The organism is Paenibacillus silviterrae (assembly GCF_030167925.1).
Classification (GTDB): domain Bacteria; phylum Bacillota; class Bacilli; order Paenibacillales; family NBRC-103111; genus Paenibacillus_G; species Paenibacillus_G silviterrae.
Window position 1 is genome coordinate 2,445,209 of the sequence record NZ_JASKUT010000001.1, and the last position, 23,217, is coordinate 2,468,425.

Here is a 23,217-nt window from a genome sequence, read left to right on the forward strand (position 1 = left end):
AATTTGTCTAATGTAGGATAAGCCCTCGACCGATTAGTATTCGTCAGCTCCACACGTTGCCGCGCTTCCACCCCGAACCTATCTACCTCGTCGTCTACAAGGGGTCTTACGAATTGGGAAATCTCATCTTGAGGGGGGCTTCACGCTTAGATGCTTTCAGCGCTTATCCCTTCCGTACTTGGCTATCCAGCCGTGCCTCTGGCGAGACAACTGGTACACCAGCGGTACGTCCATCCCGGTCCTCTCGTACTAAGGACAGCTCCTCTCAAATTTCCTACGCCCGCGACAGATAGGGACCGAACTGTCTCACGACGTTCTGAACCCAGCTCGCGTACCGCTTTAATGGGCGAACAGCCCAACCCTTGGGACCTACTTCAGCCCCAGGATGCGATGAGCCGACATCGAGGTGCCAAACCTCCCCGTCGATGTGGACTCTTGGGGGAGATAAGCCTGTTATCCCCAGGGTAGCTTTTATCCGTTGAGCGATGGCCCTTCCATTCGGTACCACCGGATCACTAAGCCCGACTTTCGTCCCTGCTCGACCTGTATGTCTCGCAGTCAAGCTCCCTTATGCCTTTGCACTCTTCGAATGATTTCCAACCATTCTGAGGGAACCTTGGGGCGCCTCCGTTACTCTTTAGGAGGCGACCGCCCCAGTCAAACTGCCTACCTGACACTGTCCCCGCACCCGATCAGGGTGCCAGGTTAGAACTCCGATACGATCAGGGTGGTATCCCAACGGCGCCTCCACCGAAGCTGGCGCTCCGGCTTCTTAGGCTCCCACCTATCCTGTACAGATCGTACCAAAGTCCAATATCAAGCTGCAGTAAAGCTCCATGGGGTCTTTCCGTCTTGTCGCGGGTAACCTGCATCTTCACAGGTATTAAAATTTCACCGGATCTCTCGTCGAGACAGCGCCCAAGTCGTTACGCCATTCGTGCGGGTCAGAATTTACCTGACAAGGAATTTCGCTACCTTAGGACCGTTATAGTTACGGCCGCCGTTTACTGGGGCTTCGTTCACAGCTTCGGATTGCTCCTAACCGCTCCCCTTAACCTTCCAGCACCGGGCAGGCGTCAGCCCGTATACTTCGCCTTGCGGCTTCGCACAGACCTGTGTTTTTGCTAAACAGTCGCTTGGGCCTTTTCACTGCGGCCCCCTCGGGCTATTCACCCTACCGAGGCACCCCTTCTCCCGAAGTTACGGGGTCATTTTTGCCGAGTTCCTTAACGAGAGTTCTTCCGAGCGCCTTAGCATACTCTGCTCGCCTACCTGTGTCGGTTTGCGGTACGGCACCTTCTCCCTGGCTAGAGGCTTTTCTTGGCAGCTTGAACTCATGACCTTCGCTACTTGAATTTCGCTCCCCATCACAGCCAGCCTTAACAGTTAGCGGATTTGCCTACTAACCAGCCTCGCTGCTTGGACGGACATCCATCGAGTCCGCGTCACTATCCTTCTGCGTCACCCCATTGCTCATAACGGTTCACGGTGGTACAGGAATTTCAACCTGTTGTCCTTCGACTACGCCTTTCGGCCCTCGCCTTAGGTCCCGACTTACCCTGAGCGGACGAACCTTCCTCAGGAACCTTAGGCTTACGGCGGACAAGATTCTCACTTGTCTTTTCGTTACTCATACCGGCATTCTCACTTGTAACCGCTCCAGCTGTCCTCACGATCAACCTTCTCCGCTGTTACAACGCTCCCCTACTGCCCATAAATGGACTCATAGCTTCGGTGGTGTGTTTAGCCCCGTTACATTTTCGGCGCAGAGTCACTCGACCAGTGAGCTATTACGCACTCTTTCAATGGTGGCTGTTCTTAAGCCAACATCCTGGTTGTCTTTGCAACTCCACATCCTTTCCCACTTAACACACACTTGGGGACCTTAGCTGATGATCTGGGCTGTTTCCCTCTTGACAATGGATCTTAGCACTCACTGTCTGACTCCCGGGTTAAAGTCTGCGGCATTCAGAGTTTGACTGGACTTGGTAACCCTTGGCGGGCCCCGCACCCAATCAGTGCTTTACCTCCGCGACTCATCACCCGAGGCTAGCCTAAAGCTATTTCGGGAGAACCAGCTCTCCGAGTTCGATTGGAATTTCTCCGCTACCCCCACCTCATCCCCGAATTTTTCAACATTCGTGGGTTCGGGCCTCCAGTGCGTGTTACCGCACCTTCACCCTGGACAGGGGTAGATCACACGGTTTCGGGTCTACGTCTACGTACTTATTCGCCCTATTCAGACTCGCTTTCGCTGCGGCTCCGGCTTCTCACCTTAACCTTGCGCGTAAACGTAACTCGCCGGTTCATTCTACAAAAGGCACGCCATCACTCATTAACGAGCTCTGACTTCTTGTAAGCACACGGTTTCAGGTTCTTTTTCACTCCGCTCCCGCGGTTCTTTTCACCTTTCCCTCACGGTACTGCTTCACTATCGGTCACCAGGGAGTATTTAGCCTTGGCAGATGGTCCTGCCGGATTCCGACGGGGTTTCACGTGTCCCGCCGTACTCAGGATCCGTCTAGGATCTCGCGGACTTTTGGTTACGGGGCTGTTACCCACTTTGGCCGGCCTTTCCAGACCTGTTCACCTAATCCGCTGCATCCATATTGACGTCCTACAACCCCAAGGGGCAAGCCCCTTGGTTTGGGCTACTCCGCTTTCGCTCGCCGCTACTGACGGAATCACTTTTGTTTTCTTTTCCTGAGGGTACTTAGATGTTTCAGTTCCCCTCGTCTGCCTCCTACACAGCTATGTATTCACTGTGTGGTACGTGAGTATTACCTCACGCGGGTTCCCCCATTCGGACATCCCCGGATCAAAGCCTGCTTACGGCTCCCCGAGGCATTTCGTCGTTCGCCACGTCCTTCTTCGGCTCCTGGTGCCTAGGCATCCTCCGTGTGCTCTTATTAGCTTAACCTGTCGCTCCATATGCTATTTTCTCGTTCCGTTGTGCTTCGCACAAAGTCACTCTTAAACAGCATATTTCGCTAGTAGCTATTGTAAGATCGGATGATCTTCGACATTTTGCTTTGTTTCGATATCCAGTTTTCAAGGAACAAGGATTGTTCTTCGCTGCTCGCATTACCGCGGCAGGAAGGTTATTTTAGCACGTCCGCAATCTTCGATGCAAACATCAAGATTTACCAGAGGTGCTCGCACAATAACGGACTTTGAGAACGTTATTTGCGGTTTTGGAATCGGTCAGAGGCAGATAACGGACTTTCGAACCGTTATTTTCTGCTGTAACACGATTGTGGAGCGGTTTTGCCTTGTTTTCGCCGAAATAGCGGTCTGAAAAACCGTTATTCCAGCTTCTCGCTGCTGTTTCAACTGAATAACGTCCTAAAAGTCCGTTATTCCTTCAGCGAAGCAAAACATCCTATGTACAGAAAGGCATTGCACCTTTCAAAACTGAACAACGAGAAGAGTGAGTTGCTGCAACTGTTACATCGTGGAACGATGTCAGTTGTCAGCTATTATGTCCGATGGCCTGCAGCCATCATGGACTCCATAGAAAGGAGGTGATCCAGCCGCACCTTCCGATACGGCTACCTTGTTACGACTTCACCCCAATCATCTACCCCACCTTCGGCGGCTGGCTCCTTGCGGTTACCCCACCGACTTCGGGTGTTGTAAACTCTCGTGGTGTGACGGGCGGTGTGTACAAGACCCGGGAACGTATTCACCGCGGCATGCTGATCCGCGATTACTAGCAATTCCGACTTCATGCAGGCGAGTTGCAGCCTGCAATCCGAACTGAGACCGGCTTCTAAGGATTCGCTCCGGATCGCTCCTTCGCTGCCCGTTGTACCGGCCATTGTAGTACGTGTGTAGCCCAGGTCATAAGGGGCATGATGATTTGACGTCATCCCCACCTTCCTCCGGTTTGTCACCGGCAGTCACTTCAGAGTGCCCAACTCAATGCTGGCAACTGAAATCAAGGGTTGCGCTCGTTGCGGGACTTAACCCAACATCTCACGACACGAGCTGACGACAACCATGCACCACCTGTCTCCTCTGTCCCGAAGGCCTACGATATCTCTACCGTATTCAGAGGGATGTCAAGACCTGGTAAGGTTCTTCGCGTTGCTTCGAATTAAACCACATACTCCACTGCTTGTGCGGGTCCCCGTCAATTCCTTTGAGTTTCACTCTTGCGAGCGTACTCCCCAGGCGGAGTGCTTACTGTGTTTACTTCGGCACCAAGGGTATCGAAACCCCTAACACCTAGCACTCATCGTTTACGGCGTGGACTACCAGGGTATCTAATCCTGTTTGCTCCCCACGCTTTCGCGCCTCAGCGTCAGTTACAGTCCAGAAAGTCGCCTTCGCCACTGGTGTTCCTCCACATCTCTACGCATTTCACCGCTACACGTGGAATTCCACTTTCCTCTCCTGCACTCAAGTCTCCCAGTTTTCAGTGCGAACCAGGGTTGAGCCCTGGGCTTAAACACCAAACTTAACAGACCGCCTGCGGCGCGCTTTACGCCCAATAATTCCGGACAACGCTTGCCCCCCTACGTATTACCGCGGCTGCTGGCACGTAGTTAGCCGGGGCTTTCTCTCAGGTACCGTCATTTCCAGGGCAGTTACTCCCCGGAACGTTCTTCCCTGGCAACAGAGCTTTACGATCCGAAAACCTTCATCACTCACGCGGCGTTGCTCCGTCAGACTTTCGTCCATTGCGGAAGATTCCCTACTGCTGCCTCCGTAGGAGTCTGGGCCGTGTCTCAGTCCCAGTGTGGCCGATCACCCTCTCATGTCGGCTACGCATCGTCGCCTTTGGTGAGCCGTTACCCCCACCAACTAGCTAATGCGCCGCAGGCCCATCTGTAAGCCAACAGCTTGCGCCGCGTTTCCAAGCTCCTCCATGCGAAGAAGCCATCTATCCCGGTCTTAGCTACCGTTTCCGGTAGTTATCCCAGTCTTACAGGCAGGTTGCCTACGTGTTACTCACTCCGTCGCCGCTAGGTCCGAAGACCCCTCGCTCGACTTGCATGTATTAGGCACGCGCCAGCGTTCGTCCTGAGCCAGGATCAACTCTCTCCAATAAAGTAAAGTTCGACTTGCTCATGTTCAAAGCTAGCACGAATCCGAAGATTCGTTTATTTTCCCTCTCTCGTTGTCAGTTTTCAAAGGGCAACTTCACTGCCTTAAGGAATGTAGCACATTTCATTATGTTTTGCAACTTTTTGTTTTTTTCCATCCAAGAGGTAGTCCTGCGAGGTCAGATCCACGATGTTTGTGCGTTCCGCTGCGCTCTCTCAAGCGGCGGAGTCATAATATATCATGTTGGTCATTCTCTTTGCAAGTCCGAATTCTCCCATCCGGAGTCATTCGGGTAAGGCATAATAAAGAGTCCTCCGGGTCCCAAAGGACTCTTTGCTTGGCGACGTTCTACTCTCCCAGGACCCTTCGGTCCAAGTTACCATCGAACGCTGGAAGGCTTACGGTCGTGTTCGTATGGTACGCGTGTTCCCTTCCGCCATCATCACCAAACGTGATGCATCTGCCAAGAAACATCTAGGTTGTTGTTCAAAGCGACTTGCGCCTTGAAAACTGGATTCGAAACTACGCTCCGACAATCTCATTTTATCACTCCGTTGTGCTTCCACAAAGTCGCTCCCAAACGAGATGTCTTCGCTAGCAATTTGTCTAATGTAGGATAAGCCCTCGACCGATTAGTATTCGTCAGCTCCACACGTTGCCCGCGCTTCCACCCCGAACCTATCTACCTCGTCTTCTACAAGGGTCTTACATACTATACTGGGAAATCTCATCTTGAGGGGGGCTTCACGCTTAGATGCTTTCAGCGCTTATCCCTTCCGTACTTGGCTATCCAGCCGTGCCTCTGGCGAGACAACTGGTACACCAGCGGTACGTCCATCCCGGTCCTCTCGTACTAAGGACAGCTCCTCTCAAATTTCCTACGCCCGCGACAGATAGGGACCGAACTGTCTCACGACGTTCTGAACCCAGCTCGCGTACCGCTTTAATGGGCGAACAGCCCAACCCTTGGGACCTACTTCAGCCCCAGGATGCGATGAGCCGACATCGAGGTGCCAAACCTCCCGTCGATGTGGACTCTTGGGGGAGATAAGCCTGTTTATCCCCAGGGTAGCTTTTATCCGTTGAGCGATGGCCCTTCCATTCGGTACCACCGGATCACTAAGCCCGACTTTCGTCCCCTGCTCGACTTGTTTGTCTCGCAGTCAAGCTCCCTTATGCCTTTGCACTCTTCGAATGATTTCCAACCATTCTGAGGGAACCTTGGGGCGCCTCCGTTACTCTTTAGGAGGCGACCGCCCCAGTCAAACTGCCTACCTGACACTGTCCCCGCACCGATCAGGGTGCCAGGTTAGAACTCCGATACGATCAGGGTGGTATCCCAACGGCGCCTCCACCGAAGCTGGCGCTCCGGCTTCTTAGGCTCCCACCTATCCTGTACAGATCGTACCAAAGTCCAATATCAAGCTGCAGTAAAGCTCCATGGGGTCTTTCCGTCTTGTCGCGGGTAACCTGCATCTTCACAGGTATTAAAATTTCACCGGATCTCTCGTCGAGACAGCGCCCAAGTCGTTACGCCATTCGTGCGGGTCAGAATTTACCTGACAAGGAATTTCGCTACCTTAGGACCGTTATAGTTACGGCCGCCGTTTACTGGGGCTTCGGTTCACAGCTTCGGGTTACCCCTAACCGCTCCCCTTAACCTTCCAGCACCGGGCAGGCGTCAGCCGTATACTTCGCCTTGCGGCTTCGCACAGACCTGTGTTTTTGCTAAACAGTCGCTTGGGCCTTTTCACTGCGGCCCCCTCGGGCTATTCACCCTACCGAGGCACCCCTTCTCCCGAAGTTACGGGGTCATTTTGCCGAGTTCCTTAACGAGAGTTCTTCCGAGCGCCTTAGCATGCTCTGCTCGCCTACCTGTGTCGGTTTGCGGTACGGGCACCTTCTCCCTGGCTAGAGGCTTTTCTTGGCAGCTTGAACTCACGACCTTCGCTACTTGAATTTCGCTCCCCATCACAGCCCAGCCTTACGATGTGCGGATTTGCCTACACATCAGCCTCGCTGCTTGGACGGACATCCATCAGTCCGCGTCACTATCCTTCTGCGTCACCCCATTGCTCATAACGGTTCACGGTGGTACAGGAATTTCAACCTGTTGTCCTTCGACTACGCCTTTCGGCCTCGCCTTAGGTCCCGACTTACCCTGAGCGGACGAACCTTCCTCAGGAACCCTTAGGCTTACGGCGGACAAGATTCTCACTTGTCTTTCGTTACTCATACCGGCATTCTCACTTGTAACCGCTCCAGCTGTCCTCACGATCAACCTTCACCGCTGTTACAACGCTCCCTACTGCCCTCTCGGTGCAAACTTGTTTGCACCTGGACTCATAGCTTCGGTGGTGTGTTTAGCCCGTTACATTTTCGGCGCAGAGTCACTCGACCAGTGAGCTATTACGCACTCTTTCAATGGTGGCTGCTTCTAAGCCAACATCCTGGTTGTCTTTGCAACTCCACATCCTTTCCCACTTACACACACTTGACCCTTAGCTGATGATCTGGGCTGTTCCCTCTTGACAATGGATCTTAGCACTCACTGTCTGACTCCCGGTTAAAGTCTGCGGCATTCAGAGTTGTTGACTGGACTTAACCCTTGGCGGGCCCCGCACCCAATCAGTGCTTTACCTCCGCGACTCATCACCCGAGGCTAGCCCTAAAGCTATTTCGGGGAGAACCAGCTATCTCCGAGTTCGATTGGAATTTCTCCGCTACCCCACCTCATCCCGAATTTTTCAACATTCGTGGGTTCGGGCCTCCAGTGCGTGTTACCAGCACCTTCACCCTGGACAGGGGTAGATCACACGGTTTCGGGTCTACGTCTACGTACTTATTCGCCCTATTCAGACTCGCTTTCGCTGCGGCTCCGGCTTCTCACCTTAACCTTGCGCGTAAACGTAACTCGCCGGTTCATTCTACAAAAGGCACGCCATCACTCATTAACGAGCTCTGACTTCTTGTAAGCACACGGTTTCAGGTTCTTTTTCACTCCGCTCCCGCGGTTCTTTTCACCTTTCCCTCACGGTACTGCTTCACTATCGGTCACCAGGGAGTATTTAGCCTTGGCAGATGGTCCTGCCGGATTCCGACGGGGTTTCACGTGTCCCGCCGTACTCAGGATCCGTCTAGGATCTCGCGGACTTTTGGTTACGGGGCTGTTACCCACTTTGGCCGGCCTTTCCAGACCTGTTCACCTAATCCGCTGCATCCATATTGACGTCCTACAACCCCAAGGGGCAAGCCCCTTGGTTTGGGCTACTCCGCTTTCGCTCGCCGCTACTGACGGAATCACTTTTGTTTTCTTTTCCTGAGGGTACTTAGATGTTTCAGTTCCCCTCGTCTGCCTCCTACACAGCTATGTATTCACTGTGTGGTACGTGAGTATTACCTCACGCGGGTTCCCCCATTCGGACATCCCCGGATCAAAGCCTGCTTACGGCTCCCCGAGGCATTTCGTCGTTCGCCACGTCCTTCTTCGGCTCCTGGTGCCTAGGCATCCTCCGTGTGCTCTTATTAGCTTAACCTGTCGCTCCATATGCTATTTTCTCGTTCCGTTGTGCTTCGCACAAAGTCACTCTTAAACAGCATATTTCGCTAGTAGCTATTGTAAGATCGGATGATCTTCGACATTTTGCTTTGTTTCGATATCCAGTTTTCAAGGAACAAGGATTGTTCTTCGCTGCTCGCATTACCGCGGCAGGAAGGTTATTTTAGCACGTCCGCAATCTTCGATGCAAACATCAAGATTTACCAGAGGTGCTCGCACAATAACGGACTTTGAGAACGTTATTTGCGGTTTTGGAATCGGTCAGAGGCAGATAACGGACTTTCGAACCGTTATTTTCTGCTGTAACACGATTGTGGAGCGGTTTTGCCTTGTTTTCGCCGAAATAGCGGTCTGAAAAACCGTTATTCCAGCTTCTCGCTGCTGTTTCAACTGAATAACGTCCTAAAAGTCCGTTATTCCTTCAGCGAAGCAAAACATCCTATGTACAGAAAGGCATTGCACCTTTCAAAACTGAACAACGAGAAGAGTGAGTTGCTGCAACTGTTACATCGTGGAACGATGTCAGTTGTCAGCTATTATGTCCGATGGCCTGCAGCCATCATGGACTCCATAGAAAGGAGGTGATCCAGCCGCACCTTCCGATACGGCTACCTTGTTACGACTTCACCCCAATCATCTACCCCACCTTCGGCGGCTGGCTCCTTGCGGTTACCCCACCGACTTCGGGTGTTGTAAACTCTCGTGGTGTGACGGGCGGTGTGTACAAGACCCGGGAACGTATTCACCGCGGCATGCTGATCCGCGATTACTAGCAATTCCGACTTCATGCAGGCGAGTTGCAGCCTGCAATCCGAACTGAGACCGGCTTCTAAGGATTCGCTCCGGATCGCTCCTTCGCTGCCCGTTGTACCGGCCATTGTAGTACGTGTGTAGCCCAGGTCATAAGGGGCATGATGATTTGACGTCATCCCCACCTTCCTCCGGTTTGTCACCGGCAGTCACTTCAGAGTGCCCAACTCAATGCTGGCAACTGAAATCAAGGGTTGCGCTCGTTGCGGGACTTAACCCAACATCTCACGACACGAGCTGACGACAACCATGCACCACCTGTCTCCTCTGTCCCGAAGGCCTACGATATCTCTACCGTATTCAGAGGGATGTCAAGACCTGGTAAGGTTCTTCGCGTTGCTTCGAATTAAACCACATACTCCACTGCTTGTGCGGGTCCCCGTCAATTCCTTTGAGTTTCACTCTTGCGAGCGTACTCCCCAGGCGGAGTGCTTACTGTGTTTACTTCGGCACCAAGGGTATCGAAACCCCTAACACCTAGCACTCATCGTTTACGGCGTGGACTACCAGGGTATCTAATCCTGTTTGCTCCCCACGCTTTCGCGCCTCAGCGTCAGTTACAGTCCAGAAAGTCGCCTTCGCCACTGGTGTTCCTCCACATCTCTACGCATTTCACCGCTACACGTGGAATTCCACTTTCCTCTCCTGCACTCAAGTCTCCCAGTTTTCAGTGCGAACCAGGGTTGAGCCCTGGGCTTAAACACCAAACTTAAAAGACCGCCTGCGCGCGCTTTACGCCCAATAATTCCGGACAACGCTTGCCCCCTACGTATTACCGCGGCTGCTGGCACGTAGTTAGCCGGGGCTTTCTTCTCAGGTACCGTCATTTCCAGGGCAGTTACTCCCCGGAACGTTCTTCCCTGGCAACAGAGCTTTACGATCCGAAAACCTTCATCACTCACGCGGCGTTGCTCCGTCAGACTTTCGTCCATTGCGGAAGATTCCCTACTGCTGCCTCCCGTAGGAGTCTGGGCCGTGTCTCAGTCCCAGTGTGGCCGATCACCCTCTCAGGTCGGCTACGCATCGTCGCCTTGGTGAGCCGTTACCCCACCAACTAGCTAATGCGCCGCAGGCCCATCTGTAAGCCACAGCTTGCGCCGCGTTTCCAAGCTCCTCCATGCGAAGAAGCCATCTATCCGGTCTTAGCTACCGTTTCCGGTAGTTATCCCAGTCTTACAGGCAGGTTGCCTACGTGTTACTCACCCGTCCGCCGCTAGGGTCCGAAGACCCTCGCTCGACTTGCATGTATTAGGCACGCCGCCAGCGTTCGTCCTGAGCCAGGATCAAACTCTCCAATAAAGTAAAGTTCGACTTGCTCATGTTCAAAGCTAGCACGAATCCGAAGATTCGTTTTATTTTCACTCTCTCGTTGTTCAGTTTTCAAAGGGCAATTTCATGCTGCTTTTCCGAACCGCTGAAGCGGCAGGACTTATAATATATCATGTTAGCTTTGTCGAATCAACCGCCAATTTCTGACAAGCGATTCTTCATAGCATCAACCGCTCTCGCGGCCGGACTTACAATATATCATGTTTATTCGACATATTGCAACAACCAATCTTTCAAATATTGCATGAGAGCCACTTTAAATAATCAATAGTCCGAACCGCATCTTGCGGCAGGAGTAACAATATAACACGGTTCACCCGTGCTATGCAATGTTCAAGATTATCCACGAAAGGAGCGATTTTGCCAAATGAAAAATCGATTCTTCCATGGCGCGCCTCGACTCTAAGCTGTTACACTACAACAAAAATGCAAAGGCTGGTGCTACCTATGAAGTTAGGCTGGTGCAGTGGAAGTACAAACGCACACAAAATTAGACAGGCAGGCTACGATTTTATCGAGCTCCCCTTAGCAGCTCTTCAACTTGAGGATCCTGATGCCTATCATGCCCAGGTTCAAGAAATTTTATCACTCTCGCTTCCAACAGCCGCTTTTAATATCTTTTTCCCTAGAACCATAAAAATCGTAGGTCCGGAAGCGGAGCCGAATCGAATTAAGGATTATGTTGCCCGGGCTGCCCAAGCCGTTAACCTAGCCAAAGCACGCATTGTTGTTCTAGGAAGCGGTGCGTCGCGTCACATTCCTGAGGGCTGGGAGAAGGAGCACGCAGAAGCGCAGTTCTTGGAAACGCTTTCCGTGATCGATGCGGAGTTCAAAGGATGCGGGGCAACCCTTGTTATCGAGCCCTTAAATCGTAAGGAATCCAACTTGATCAACAGTATCTCCGAAGCTGTCCGCATGGCTCAGCTTATCAATTCGCCTGTTATCCAGGCCCTTGCCGATGTCTATCATATGATGGAGGAAAATGAGCCGTTAGAGGAAATCCGGCGGCATGCGGAATGGATCGCGCACATCCATGTTGCGGATACAGGAAGAAAGCCACCCGGCGAGGGCAGCTTTGATTTCACCAGCTTATCTCATATGCTGCAGCAAATGAACTACCAAGGCATGGTATCCGTTGAATGTACGGCTTCCGCCGAGCATTTCGACTCCATACTGCAGGATTGTCACTCTTTCCTTCGAAAGGAAATGCAGCTGAAAGAAACAAAATGACCGCCTCCAAGCTTGAAATCAACTCAGAAAAGCGGCCATATGGCGTCCTATTAATAGACAGGTCCTTTTTCATCCCAACGATGCAGCATTCGGTGATAAAAATACTCCACTACACCTAGAAGCAGTACCCCAACAATCAGCTCGCCGGCGGAAAGCCCCCAATTCAGCATCACGGACAGAGCCCATAAGTAAAGCCCGGCCAGCCCTGCATCGGCAACGGTCGCCATTGTGTTATTGGTCTCCTGCAGGATCCATTGATCGCCGACAAAGAAAGCAAGCAGGCTTAAGCCTAAGGATGACATTACAATTTGGAAAATCGTAGCGTTCGTCGTCAAATACAAAAATGGAATCAGCACCAGACCGTTTAACATCATTTTAACAAGCAGCTTCATGGTCATTAGGAAAAGCTCCTTTCCTTGACTCGGAAATGATTTATTTTCATCGTTCCCCAAGAAGGAGCTTCCTATGCTGTTGCCGGAACTAACTTATTACACAATGAGACCCTTTTCCATAGCGGATGCTTTCTTACTTACGGCAAAATATTTGAGCTTCGCCAAGGTTAAGGCAGTTTCACTTTGCGTGATTTTAAACTGAAGTTTTTGTAGATCATGGGCCGAAATCAGACCCGCTTCGTAACGGGATTTCATCCTCGCATAATCCAGCTTCGCGTCTTGTACATTGCGCTCTTCGGTCAAACAAGCCTCAAAGGCCTGTTCCGCTTCTGTATAAGTGGCTTCTACCTTGCGGCTGAGCTCAAGTCGGGTTTGTTGCAGCTTCAAGGAACTGATCGCCGTCTGATCGCCTAAGTAAGCTTGACCGTACGTGTTCTGAGTCACCGTATTCGAGGCCTGCCACGCAGCTTCCGTTACTTGATTCATGGCTGTCTTCATGGGGTAGGAAGCTTCCACCAGCTCAGAAGTATTCAATTTCGGTACCGGTCCGTAGCCGTCGGCTGGAACGTCTCGAAGAACGAGATTAGGGTTGTAGGCAATGCCCAAATCAAATGACAGCTGCACCAGCCCGAGCTGTAATTGATGCTGCAGCATCTTCATATCATCCTGATGCTTGCGAAGCTGCTTCGCAACCGTTCTTTCCTCTTCATCGGATGCAAGTCCTTCCGCATGAAGCCGCTGAGCACGCACCAGATCCTTCTGTAATACCGACTCGTATCCGTTCATCAATTCCTGCTGCTTTCGCATAGCTAAGAGTTGTACGTATTGAGAGGTCAGCTGCAAACGAATGCCTTCCTTGGCTTCATCCGTCTGAAGGAGGGTGTTCTGCTGATCCGCTTCGAGCTGATGGGCAGCCGATCTCATCTGCTCCCTTTGCTGCGAGATGAAAGCATTCACCTCGCCTACCATAACCGCTTGACCTTGCACCATTTGGTTGATGACCTTATTGGTTCCGCTTAGCGGACCAAGCCAAAGCTCTTCCTGCGGCTTCATCCCGGGCATAACCGCACTAAATTCCGCTGCATTCTCAGGCAAATGCACGGTTGCGGTTGAAGCGCCCCCCAGTTCGTCGCGCTGGGCATTGAGATCGTCCTTTTTATGTCCTTGAGCCATATATTTCAACGTCAGAAGGGGAAGATTGTACGACTTATCCAAACCGCGCTGCAGAACGGTATCGAGATCCAAGCTGCTGAATTGATCCAGCCCGGTAGTTGAAACTACGGAAACAGCCGGCTCCGCTTTCACGGCATAAGGAACCTGGACTCCGGCTGCGATTACAGCAGTGCTTAACAAGGCAGCAATCCATTTTTGATACATCATCATATTCCTCCTAATTTCAAGCTAAACTGCAAGAGTTGAATCAACGGCTGCCGCCGGCGCCGCAGAAGAGTTCTTGCGGAAGACGACAAAGCGGGTAAGCAGAAACGAAACAAAATACGTGACCACCCCCATCAATCCGAGCACCACACAGTCACGATAGACGGAAGTAAGGTCATTTCCCTTCACCATGACATTCCTTACCCCATCGAGAAAATAGGTCAACGGCAGCAGCTTGCCTGCCGTCGCCAAGCCGGAGGGCATTGCCTCGAAGGGCCATGTAAACCCCGACAGCAGAAACGAAGGGACCGCAATCAGCATGGCCGTTTGGGTCGATGCCAGCTGGCTCCCTGAAATCATGCTGACCAAGTAGCCGATCCCAAGCACAGCAAACGTGAAGCCGGCAACAAGCAGAAGCATTGCCACAGCAGCACCGTGAAAAGGCAAATGAAACCAGTACAGCGCGATGAGCAGAGCGATAGTGGCGTTCAGCAGCCCGATCAGCAAGTACGGAGCCGACTTCGCGTAGGCAATACGCCATGGGTTATGCATCCATTCCCGAAACCGGTCCCAGGTTCCCTGCTCCTTATCACGCGTTACCGCCAAAGCAATACCAAGCAGCAGCACCTGCTGCAGGATAGCTCCGATCAAACCATATATCATAAAATCGCTGTAGTTAAAGGTCGGATTGTACATAACGCGGTACCGAAAAGGGATCGCGGCCAGCGTCGAGCTGATCTGCTCATCCTGAAGTCCCTGCTGCTGCAGCTTCTTCATGGTGACTCCGGCGCTGAAGGTACTGATCACCTCATTGGCGCCGCGGGTGGCACCATTGGAGATCAGCATATTGCTTCCGTCGACAAGGGCAAGGACCGGCGGCGTATCTCCGTGCTTGAGCTTGGATTCCAGTCCGGCGGGGATAATGATACCTACCTTGGCGCTGCCTTCGCTCAATGCCTGCTTTACCGATTCCTCCGTGTCCTTCTCCCCGACTACCTTGAACGTCTCATGCTGATCAAACGCCTGAATGATCTGCCGGCTCAACTGGCTTTGATCGGCGTCGAAAATCACCGTATTCATCTCCGTCACTTTATGGTTGACGTAGATATATCCGAACATCACCGTATATGCGATCGGAATCAGGAAAAGAATCGCGAACAACCGGCGGTCTTTTACAATGTTCTTCCATTCCTCAACAATGACAGACCCAACCTTCATGGCCGGACACCCTCTTCCGCACGCCCTGCCCATTGCAAGGTCATGCCTGTAGCTGTATTTTCGGGAACCTCCGTCAGCTCAATCTTCACGCCAAAGGAACGGATATCGGTATCTCCCGCGGCCTGCGTTGCCTTCTTCACGGCAAAATCCGCCGCCGGGGCAATCAATTGAACCTTCCCTTGAATCGCGGCACCTGTCGCCGCCAGCTTGAGCGAGACGTTGTCCCCCGATTTCAAGCCCGTCAGCTCGGTTTCAGGCAAATAAAACTTGGCCCAGCGGCTGCCGGAAGCCTCCACGGTGTATATCGGGAACCCGGAGCCTACAAGCTCACCAAGCTGTGCATTCTGGGCAACGATGATGCCGTCGGCCGGGGCCAGCAGCTCGGTGTAGCTGAGATACGTTTCCGCCTCCAATTGCGATGCCTCGGCCTGCAGCTTACCGGATTCGGCCGACTGTATGGCGCCGCGCGCTTGCCGGGCGGCTGCTTCCGCCGCAGCGACGTCCCCTTGGCGAATCTGCACCTGCTCCCTGCCTGCCTCCGCCAACCGAAGAGACGCGCGAGCCTGCTCCAGCATCGCTTCCGCACCTTGAATTTCCTCTGGACGCGGCCCCTGGTTAACAAGTGCCGCTTGCTGCTGAGCCAGCTCGTATTTGGCTTTAGCCTCTTCGAAGCTTACCTTGGCCTTATCGGCATCAGCTTTGGCGATCAGTCCCTCGGCGAGCAGCGTATTCATTCGCTTCAAGGACTGCTCGGCGACATCGTACACTTCCTTGGCCGCATTCAGCTGAGCCTCGGCCTGCTTCTTCTCCTCAGGACGCGCACCGTTCTTCAGCGCCTGTACCTTCGCTTCAGCGGCTTGCACCGCTGCCTGCGCCTGAGCGACCTGCTGCTCGGCGGTTTCCGCGGTGAGCTGGACCGCTGCGGCACCCTGCTGCTTCTTGGCCAAGGCCCCCGCTTCAGCTCCCGTCGCTTCGGCAATCTTGCCCTGAGCCAAGCCTACCGCCGCTTTCGCCTGGGCGACCTTTGCCTCGATCTCGTTGCTCTGAAGCCGGGCGATCGGCTGCCCCTGCTTAACCGTATCGCCTTCCTTCACCAGCAGCTCGGTAACGCGTCCTCCCACCTTAAAGCTCGCACTTACCTGTGTAGCTTCAATATACGCTGTCGCTCCGTTACGCTGGGCACCTGTACTGCTATCTACCTGACCCGTGTGCAAAAAGAAAAACCCCGTGCCGATCATGGCGGCAAATAATGAATAGACCATTGGTCGAATAATTTTCAAAAAAATCCCCTCCTAGGATTAAAGCAAAAAGAAATAGCCCTATTCAGGTCGGGCCAGACCCTCCATTACATACAAACGAATCAATTCGGATATCCTTTCATTCGAAAGCGGCTCATGGCGCTTCTCCCAATCGAATACGAGAGAGACGTACAGTTTGAGCAAAACAAATGCTGTAATCTCCGGATCGCACGGACGAATCCTGCCGCCGGCCACCGCCTTCTCCAACTGATTGCGAATGTAGCCGATAACCTCGTCTTCGATCGTTCTTAGAGCATTCTGTGCAACAGCTGATCCTAATTCATTGACTTCGAGCGAAAGCCGGATGATCACTTCGTGCTCCTTACGGAACATGAGGATTCCGTATATTGCCCGGTGAAGCCTGTCGAATAGATGGACTTCCTCGGCGAGAGCCGCATCCGCGACCTTCCTCATTTCAACAATTAAGTTTTCAATGATGGCGCCCAGAAGCTCTTCTTTATTTTCGAAAAAATTGTAAATCGTTCCCTTTCCGACCCCGGCCATCTTAGCAATCTGATCCACAGTCGTGCCCTTATATCCAAAAAGTGCAAAGGTTTTTTGTGCGGCTTCGATAATCTTTGCCTTTCGAGGATCCTTTTGGATCATTTTCCACACCTCCGTGACTGAAATAACATTCCGGTTCTGTGGTTTTATCTTATCATGAGTTTCTATTAAACGCAACAACAAAAAAGACATGATCCGCCCCTGGGCTCAAGGCTCCAGCAAGCTAATCATGTCTTTGCAGCATCGCGGTTACATCCGGCAAATTTCCTTAGGGCAATTCTCACAGCGGCATACATCCCGAAGATAAGCGAGATCCTTTATTACGACATGGCCGTCCTCATATTCTATCACGTCGTCCTTCTTCAGGTCGCTCAGCATGCGGTTCACGCTCTCGCGGGTTGCCCCGATCATATCCGCCATTTCGCTGTTGTTCATTTTGATATCGATAAAAATTTCATCTTTACGCGCCACGCCATAGGAATTGCTAAGACGGATGAGCAGCGAGCACAAGGCGCCTGTTTTACCGAACATCATCAGGTCGCGGAATTTGGTTTGCGTCAGACGGTGCATCAGGCCCATCCATTTCATAAATTCTACCGCCAGATCTCCATGCTGCCAAAGCAGCACCTCAAGATCCTTACGCTGAATAATGCCGATTTTGCAATCCTCGGTTGCTTCGGCGCTGAAGGTGTGCATGGAATCCTTGAACGGGTCCATCTGCCCGAATAGATCTCCGGTTTGGTGCAGATACATCGTAAGGCTTCTGCCGCTGTCCGTTGTTTTCGTTGTCCGCACTCGTCCGCTAATAATGTAGTAAAGCTTATCCGCCGAATCACCCTCCCAGAACAGGTAAGAGCCCTTCTCCATTTGCTTTGTATACATAATGCCTCTCAGCTTATCGAAGCTTTCTGCCGAGATGACATCCAGGATTCCGTTCAAGTTTTGTGCTGCTGCCATTGTCGTTGCCCCCTCAGGTGAATTCGTTAAGGTAATCATATAACGGCAGTGATGTTTTTCACATCGGGGCATCACCTGATTTTGCAGGGGGATTCTCCCTATTCTGATGTGAGAAAAATCACAGGAAAAGACCTTATTTCCCCTACCCCGTACAGGGGGAATTCCCTTAGCAAGTTTTCGGGGTTTTCCCTGAATTACAAAAACCCGCTTTAGGACTACAATAAGAATATCCTTGTTATTAGCGGAAGGAGGCGGAGACATGCCTCAACTAAAGCATCAAGTCACCGAAGAGCTGGAAAGCCTGTGCCGGGATACTTGCAGCGATTTCTCCGCAATATCTCTTGTTCAGGAGCATGAAACGCGCATACGCTGGAGATATGCATACGGTAACCGCAATGATCGTTATAAGCATATGAGCCTGAAACCGGGCGTTGGACCTGGAGGAGTGGCGCTTCGAACCGGCAAGCCGGCAAGCTGGTCCGATCCTCTGCCGACAGACTGTCCATTAATGACAGCTGAGCAGCTGCATGCGGCCACTGCAATACCGCTTGTTCGGGGAGACCAAATTTACGGAGTGCTGCTTATCGCCAGACGTTACTCCGGGAAGTACGGAGAGAGCGAGCTCACCGTTATGAATAGGTATATGGACAGAATACAGTCAATTTTGGTAGGAATCTCATAAGAATCCCTGCAACGTAAGGATTGCAGGGGTTCTTTTATTTAGGTAAGATAGAAATTACGATGAAATAACGGGCAGGACGGGGGGATGGGCTAAATGGTAAAAATACTGCTGGTGGACGACCACGCTGTGGTCCGGTCGGGGCTGAAAATGCTGCTGGATGGTAAAGAGGATATGCAGGTCCTTGGGGAAGCGGCTGACGGCGATGAAGCGATTCAGGCGGTCAGCGTACTGCGCCCCGATGTCGTGCTGATGGATCTCCATATGCCTCAGGGGAAGGACGGTTTAACGGCCACGGCCGAACTGAAGCAGCTGTTTCCGGACGTAGCGGTACTCATTCTCACCATGCATGATGATGATGAGTACTTGTTCCGCGGCATCCATGCCGGTGCATCAGGCTATATTCTGAAGAGCGCGCCGCATGAAGAGCTGCTCTCCGCGATCCGTTCCGTTGCCGCGGGTAACGCCTATCTGTATCCGACCGCAACAAAGCGACTCATGGGAGAATACTTGGAGAAGCTGAAGCGCGGCGATAATACCGATACGTATGAGGCGCTGTCGGAGCGTGAGAAGGAAATTCTCGGCTTGATCGCCAAAGGCTACAGCAACAAGGAAATTGCCGAACAGCTGATTATCAGCGTGAAAACAGTGGAAAGCCACAAGAGCAATGTCATGGAAAAGCTGGGACTGAAAACAAGACCGGAGCTTGTGAAATATGCATTAAAAAAAGGTCTGCTAAGCTTCGAATAACAATAGTGGGAGGTACCAATTAGAGATGAAGGCCATAGGACAGAACGTAGACCGGCTGCTGCGCGACTTGGATGAGCATATCGTAGATCCGTCGTACCGCGATTCGCTCAAGCATTCCTTGAAGCAGCTGCTCGATGTAAAGTTTGCGCTGGACGAATCCTCCATCGTAGCAATTACCGATCACCGCGGAGTCATTCAATATGTGAACGATAAATTTTGCGAAATCTCTCAATACGGCAAGGACGAGCTGCTCGGCCAAGACCATCGAATCATTAATTCGGGTTATCATGACAAAGCTTTCATGAACCAGCTGTGGAAAACGATCTCTTCCGGCCAAGTATGGCGCGGAGAGATCAAGAACCGGGCGAAGGACGGCTCCTACTACTGGGTCCACACGACCATCGTTCCGTTCGTTAATGAGTCGGGACGTCCTTTCCAATACTTGGCCATCCGCAGTGAAATCACTCAGCTGAAACGGGTTGAAGAAGAACTCCAGCATATGATGACGCATGTTATGAATGTGCAGGAGGAGGAGCGGCGCAGATTCTCTCGTGAGCTGCACGACGGGATCGGACAAAGCTTGTTCTCGCTTCTGATCCAGATGGATCGCTTAATTGGAGATAGCAAGCTCCCTGAGCTGGAGAAGCTCCGGGAGGGCGTTGCGGGTATTATGCAGGACGTTCGTGTGTTGGCCTGGGAGCTTCGGCCCTCCGTGTTGGATGATCTAGGTGTCGTTCCGGCACTGCGGACGTATATGGAGAACTATTCAGAGCATTACGGCATTCAGGTGGATTTCGAAACCAACGTGCGCAAACGAATGGACGCGAACCGGGAAACGACGATTTATCGTGTCGTTCAGGAAGCATTAACGAACATAGCGAAGTACGCGGATGTGTCGGAAGCCAAGGCGGTGCTTCTGGAGCACGAGGATTACGTAGAAGCTTATATCGAAGACAAGGGCAAAGGCTTCGTTCGCGACACCTCAGCCCAGGGCGTCGGTCTCTTCAGTATGGAAGAAAGGACCCGGAGTGTCGGCGGAAGCTTCACCGTACAATCCGAGCCCGGACAAGGCACCAAGGTTTCCATTACGATCCCGAAATCCAAATAGCTGTTCCCGGGCAACGACTTCCGTCGTTGCCTTCTTTTTTATCCAACGGACGGGAGCCCTACCCATACGCGACCCTGCTCCAGAATGATGGGAAATATGGCTATTGTACCGGTATCAGGTGCTTGAACTTCTCCGGTAAGCAAGCTGATCTTCAGATCGCGGAGGGGACAGTACACGAACTCCCCGCTGACCATCCCTTCGGCCAAAGGACCTCCCTTGATATGGGCCGTCCGATTTTCCAAAGCGTGCACGGTACCGTCCGTCATCCGGAATACCGCAATGTCCATACCGGGGAGATGAACGGTTTTGCCGAGCTGTACCGGAAAATCCTCCAGCGGACCCACGTCGTAGTAGCAGGTTTGAGCGACCATCTTCACTTGCATTGGCACTTGCATCTATACCATCCTCCTTCTATTTCACTTGAACTTCTTCATATAAATCATGACGCAGCTGCTCCGACTGAGCCGCCTCCTGCCATGGGTCTTGCAAGCCGGCCAAAGCCTGCTCAAGTCGCTCCTTGAGCGCTTGCCGATTCGGCTGATCCTCCACGACCGCTTGAATCGCTTGCTGAATGCCGATGCGCTCAATCCAATCCGAGGTGCGTTCGCCGTACTTGCCGTTCTCCCGGTAATACTGTATGAAGGCACATGTTATCTCTTCCAGCTCCTCGTCGGTTTTCACCTTGCAGAGCAGATCGGCTCCTCTCAGCTTAATACCGCCGTTGCCGCCTACGTGGATTTCCCAGCCGCCGTCGTTGCCGATGATGCCAAGGTCCTTCACATCCGCCTCGGCACAGTTGCGCGGGCAGCCGTTGACCGCCATTTTGAACTTGGCCGGCATCCACAGCCGTTCGAGCTTCTTCTCAAGGTAAACACCCATTCCAAGGGAGTCCTGTGTTCCGAAGCGGCAGTAGGTGGAGCCGACACACGTTTTTACCGTACGAAGCGCTTTGGCGTAACCATAGCCCGAAGGCATGCCGAGCTCTTCCCATACGCTTGGCAGGTCTTCCTTGCGAACGCCGACCAGATCGAGACGCTGGCCTCCGGTTACCTTCACCAGCTTGACCTGGTATTTGTCCGCTACATCGGCAATTTTCCTTAATTGCTCCGGTGTCGTGACCCCTCCGTACATTCTTGGAATGACGGAGAAGGTACCGTCCTTCTGAATGTTGGCATGCAGACGCTCATTGACGAAACGCGACGCCTTTTCATCCTCGTGCTGGTCCGGCCACACCATCCCAATGTAATAATTGAGCGCAGGGCGGCACTTGGTGCAGCCCTCCGGCTGCGTCCAGCCCAGTACGTTCATGACCTCCTTCACGTGCATCAGCCTCAGGCTGCGAATCGCCGCAACGACTTCGTCCCGCGTCTTATCCGTACAGCCGCAGATAGCTTCCTGCGTTTTGGCGGAGGCCTGGAACTTCTCTCCCAGCGTAAGCTTCAAAATATTCTCCACCATCGGCTTGCAGCCGCCGCAGGAGCGTGTGGCTCCCGTGCAGGCCTTTACTTCGTCAACCGTTGTGAGGCCTTTCTCGGTAACGACCTGCATGATCATGTGCTTCGTCACCCCGTTGCAGCCGCAGACGATTTCATCGTCCGGCAGTGCCGCAGCGAACGCAAGCGGATCATTTGTAACCGGGTCCGCATGTCCTACGAAAGCATCATAAAGCGACTCCGTCATCGTTTCCTTCGCCTTGACCCACTTGGTGACACGCGACGATTCCTGAACGTCCCCGAACAGAACGGAGCCGACGACCTTCCGGTCCCGAAGAATCAGCTTTTTGTATTTGTTCTTCCAATGGTCTTGGACGCGGATCACTTCGTCCCCCTGCTGCTCCATATGCTCTCCGGCGGAAAACACATCGACACCGGAAATTTTCAGCTTGGTATATACATCTGAACCTTGATAAGGCTCTACCGACTGTCCGCAAAGCCGCTTGGCCAACACGGCTCCCTGCTCATACAGTGGTGCAACCAGGCCATAACACACGCCGTTATGCTCATTGCACTCGCCTACTGCGTACACATCAGGTGCCGATGTTTGCATATAATCGTTCACCACGATGCCGCGGCGAACCTCAAGTCCGCTGCTCTTGGCGACGCTTGTATTCGGTGCAATCCCGGCAGCCATGATCACCAGATCGGCTTCAAGCTCGGCGCCGTCCGCGAAGCGAAGGCCGGTTACCCGTTCTGCGCCGAGGATTTCGGCCGTCTTCGTGGACAAGAGGAAGCGAAGCCCCTGCTTCTCCAGCTCTGCCTTCAGCATCGCGGCTGCAGGGCCGTCGAGCTGCCGTTCCATCAGCCAGTCGGCCAAATGCACGACCGTAACGTCCATGCCTAGCTTCTTCAAGCCACTGGCCGCCTCCAGACCCAGCAGCCCGCCTCCGATGACAACTGCGCTGTGGTACGTCTTAGCCGCCTCCAGCATCGTCTCGCAATCGCGAATATCGCGAAAGCCCATGACGCCTTGCTTATCGGCACCCGGAATCGGCAGCCGAATGGGCTTGGAGCCAGTTGCCACGATCGCTTGATCATAAGGAATCCGCTGCCCCGCATCGGTATGAATCTCCTTGCGAACCGTGTCTATCCGCTCCACGGCAGTGCCGGTAAGCAAGGTAATGTTATGCTCCTGATACCAAACCTTGTCGTTCAGGATAATATCATCTATGGTTTTGCTGCCCTCCAGCACATAGGACAATTGAATTCGATTATAGTTCGGATACGGCTCCTCGCCGATCACTGTTATTTCATATAGGTTCGGATTCAGCTGGACGATTTGCTCGACTACGCTCATCCCAGCCATCCCGTTGCCGATCAGTACTAAACGCTGCTTGCTTTGCATCATTAACCGCCTCCTCAATTCCTTTTCGATAAAGCAAGTATAGCCTTTTCCGCATGAGTAGCGGTGTGACATAAATCACGGCTGGCCGGCGCTTCAACAATTGTTCACAGATG

General features: G+C 52.6%; 12 protein-coding genes and 5 rRNA genes. 4 read left to right on the forward strand and 13 right to left on the reverse strand.

The features are described from left to right. Positions 1-13: 13 nt before the first annotated feature. From QMO62_RS11105 to QMO62_RS11120, 5 genes are all read right to left on the reverse strand, one after another. A 23S ribosomal RNA gene (locus QMO62_RS11105) occupies positions 14-2,920 on the reverse strand. Positions 2,921-3,517: 597 nt separating this feature from the next. Continuing rightward, positions 3,518-5,054, reverse strand: a 16S ribosomal RNA gene (locus QMO62_RS11110). A 333-nt stretch (positions 5,055-5,387) separates the two neighbouring features. Beyond that, a 5S ribosomal RNA gene (rrf, locus tag QMO62_RS33635) occupies positions 5,388-5,502 on the reverse strand. 162 nt (positions 5,503-5,664) lie between these two features. After that, positions 5,665-8,588: ribosomal RNA gene (locus tag QMO62_RS11115) — 23S ribosomal RNA — on the reverse strand. A 597-nt stretch (positions 8,589-9,185) separates the two neighbouring features. Then, positions 9,186-10,720, reverse strand: a 16S ribosomal RNA gene (locus tag QMO62_RS11120). The 16S, 23S and 5S rRNA genes sit together here, the layout of an rRNA operon. A gap of 477 nt (positions 10,721-11,197) precedes the next feature. Here QMO62_RS11120 and QMO62_RS11125 point away from each other — a divergent pair. Further along, positions 11,198-11,980, forward strand: a complete 783-nt coding sequence (locus tag QMO62_RS11125) for a sugar phosphate isomerase/epimerase family protein (RefSeq protein WP_284641027.1) — start codon at positions 11,198-11,200, stop codon at positions 11,978-11,980. A gap of 50 nt (positions 11,981-12,030) precedes the next feature. Here QMO62_RS11125 and QMO62_RS11130 read toward each other — a convergent pair whose 3' ends face one another. The 6 genes from QMO62_RS11130 to QMO62_RS11155 form a co-directional block, all read right to left on the reverse strand. Beyond that, entirely contained in the window at positions 12,031-12,378 is a 348-nt protein-coding gene (locus QMO62_RS11130; RefSeq protein WP_284641028.1) for a DUF2512 family protein, read from the reverse strand. A 90-nt stretch (positions 12,379-12,468) separates the two neighbouring features. After that, complete coding sequence (locus tag QMO62_RS11135; RefSeq protein ID WP_284641029.1) at positions 12,469-13,752, reverse strand: TolC family protein; 1,284 nt, start codon at positions 13,750-13,752, stop codon at positions 12,469-12,471. A 21-nt stretch (positions 13,753-13,773) separates the two neighbouring features. Next, on the reverse strand, positions 13,774-14,967 hold the full coding sequence (locus QMO62_RS11140) for an ABC transporter permease (RefSeq protein WP_284641030.1): 1,194 nt from the start codon (positions 14,965-14,967) through the stop codon (positions 13,774-13,776). Then, on the reverse strand, positions 14,964-16,247 hold the full coding sequence (locus QMO62_RS11145) for an HlyD family secretion protein (RefSeq protein WP_284641031.1): 1,284 nt from the start codon (positions 16,245-16,247) through the stop codon (positions 14,964-14,966). The genes QMO62_RS11140 and QMO62_RS11145 overlap by 4 nt, the downstream gene beginning before the upstream one ends. A 39-nt stretch (positions 16,248-16,286) precedes the next feature. Then, positions 16,287-16,871, reverse strand: coding sequence for a TetR/AcrR family transcriptional regulator (locus tag QMO62_RS11150; RefSeq protein WP_284641032.1), 585 nt, complete (start codon positions 16,869-16,871; stop codon positions 16,287-16,289). Positions 16,872-17,018: 147 nt separating this feature from the next. Beyond that, entirely contained in the window at positions 17,019-17,726 is a 708-nt protein-coding gene (locus QMO62_RS11155; protein ID WP_284641033.1) for a Crp/Fnr family transcriptional regulator, read from the reverse strand. 259 nt (positions 17,727-17,985) lie between these two features. Here QMO62_RS11155 and QMO62_RS11160 point away from each other — a divergent pair, with 259 nt between their 5' ends. The 3 genes from QMO62_RS11160 to QMO62_RS11170 all read left to right on the forward strand — a co-directional run bounded on the left by QMO62_RS11160 (position 17,986) and on the right by QMO62_RS11170 (position 20,263). Further along, complete coding sequence (locus tag QMO62_RS11160; RefSeq protein WP_284641034.1) at positions 17,986-18,408, forward strand: GAF domain-containing protein; 423 nt, start codon at positions 17,986-17,988, stop codon at positions 18,406-18,408. Between the two features lie 93 nt (positions 18,409-18,501). Further along, positions 18,502-19,155: a response regulator gene (locus QMO62_RS11165; RefSeq protein ID WP_284641035.1), complete on the forward strand. Its 654-nt coding sequence runs from the start codon at positions 18,502-18,504 to the stop codon at positions 19,153-19,155. Positions 19,156-19,180: 25 nt separating this feature from the next. After that, positions 19,181-20,263 (forward strand): PAS domain-containing sensor histidine kinase, encoded by a 1,083-nt coding sequence (locus tag QMO62_RS11170; RefSeq protein ID WP_284641036.1) that lies wholly within the window; start codon positions 19,181-19,183, stop codon positions 20,261-20,263. 38 nt (positions 20,264-20,301) lie between these two features. On the opposite strand, the gene QMO62_RS11175 is transcribed toward QMO62_RS11170, so the two are convergent. Together QMO62_RS11175 and nirB are read right to left on the reverse strand one after the other, a co-directional pair. Beyond that, positions 20,302-20,634 carry a nitrite reductase (NAD(P)H) small subunit gene (locus QMO62_RS11175; RefSeq protein ID WP_284644922.1) on the reverse strand — a complete coding sequence of 111 codons (333 nt, stop codon included), beginning with the start codon at positions 20,632-20,634 and terminating at the stop codon, positions 20,302-20,304. A 40-nt stretch (positions 20,635-20,674) separates the two neighbouring features. After that, positions 20,675-23,107, reverse strand: a complete 2,433-nt coding sequence (gene nirB / locus QMO62_RS11180) for a nitrite reductase large subunit NirB (protein ID WP_284641037.1) — start codon at positions 23,105-23,107, stop codon at positions 20,675-20,677. Positions 23,108-23,217: the final 110 nt, after the last annotated feature.

Excerpts from the sequence above, each read along its gene's own strand:
- QMO62_RS11175 (WP_284644922.1), bottom strand. The coding sequence starts at position 20,634 with ATGGTCGCTCAAACCTGCTACTACGACGTGGGTCCGCTGGAGGATTTT.
- QMO62_RS11130 (WP_284641028.1), bottom strand. The coding sequence starts at position 12,378 with ATGACCATGAAGCTGCTTGTTAAAATGATGTTAAACGGTCTGGTGCTG.
- nirB (WP_284641037.1), bottom strand. The coding sequence starts at position 23,107 with ATGATGCAAAGCAAGCAGCGTTTAGTACTGATCGGCAACGGGATGGCT.
- QMO62_RS11140 (WP_284641030.1), bottom strand. The coding sequence starts at position 14,967 with ATGAAGGTTGGGTCTGTCATTGTTGAGGAATGGAAGAACATTGTAAAA.
- QMO62_RS11125 (WP_284641027.1), top strand. The coding sequence starts at position 11,198 with ATGAAGTTAGGCTGGTGCAGTGGAAGTACAAACGCACACAAAATTAGA.
- QMO62_RS11170 (WP_284641036.1), top strand. The coding sequence starts at position 19,181 with ATGAAGGCCATAGGACAGAACGTAGACCGGCTGCTGCGCGACTTGGAT.
- QMO62_RS11135 (WP_284641029.1), bottom strand. The coding sequence starts at position 13,752 with ATGATGTATCAAAAATGGATTGCTGCCTTGTTAAGCACTGCTGTAATC.
- QMO62_RS11150 (WP_284641032.1), bottom strand. The coding sequence starts at position 16,871 with ATGATCCAAAAGGATCCTCGAAAGGCAAAGATTATCGAAGCCGCACAA.
- QMO62_RS11160 (WP_284641034.1), top strand. The coding sequence starts at position 17,986 with ATGCCTCAACTAAAGCATCAAGTCACCGAAGAGCTGGAAAGCCTGTGC.
- QMO62_RS11165 (WP_284641035.1), top strand. The coding sequence starts at position 18,502 with ATGGTAAAAATACTGCTGGTGGACGACCACGCTGTGGTCCGGTCGGGG.
- QMO62_RS11155 (WP_284641033.1), bottom strand. The coding sequence starts at position 17,726 with ATGGCAGCAGCACAAAACTTGAACGGAATCCTGGATGTCATCTCGGCA.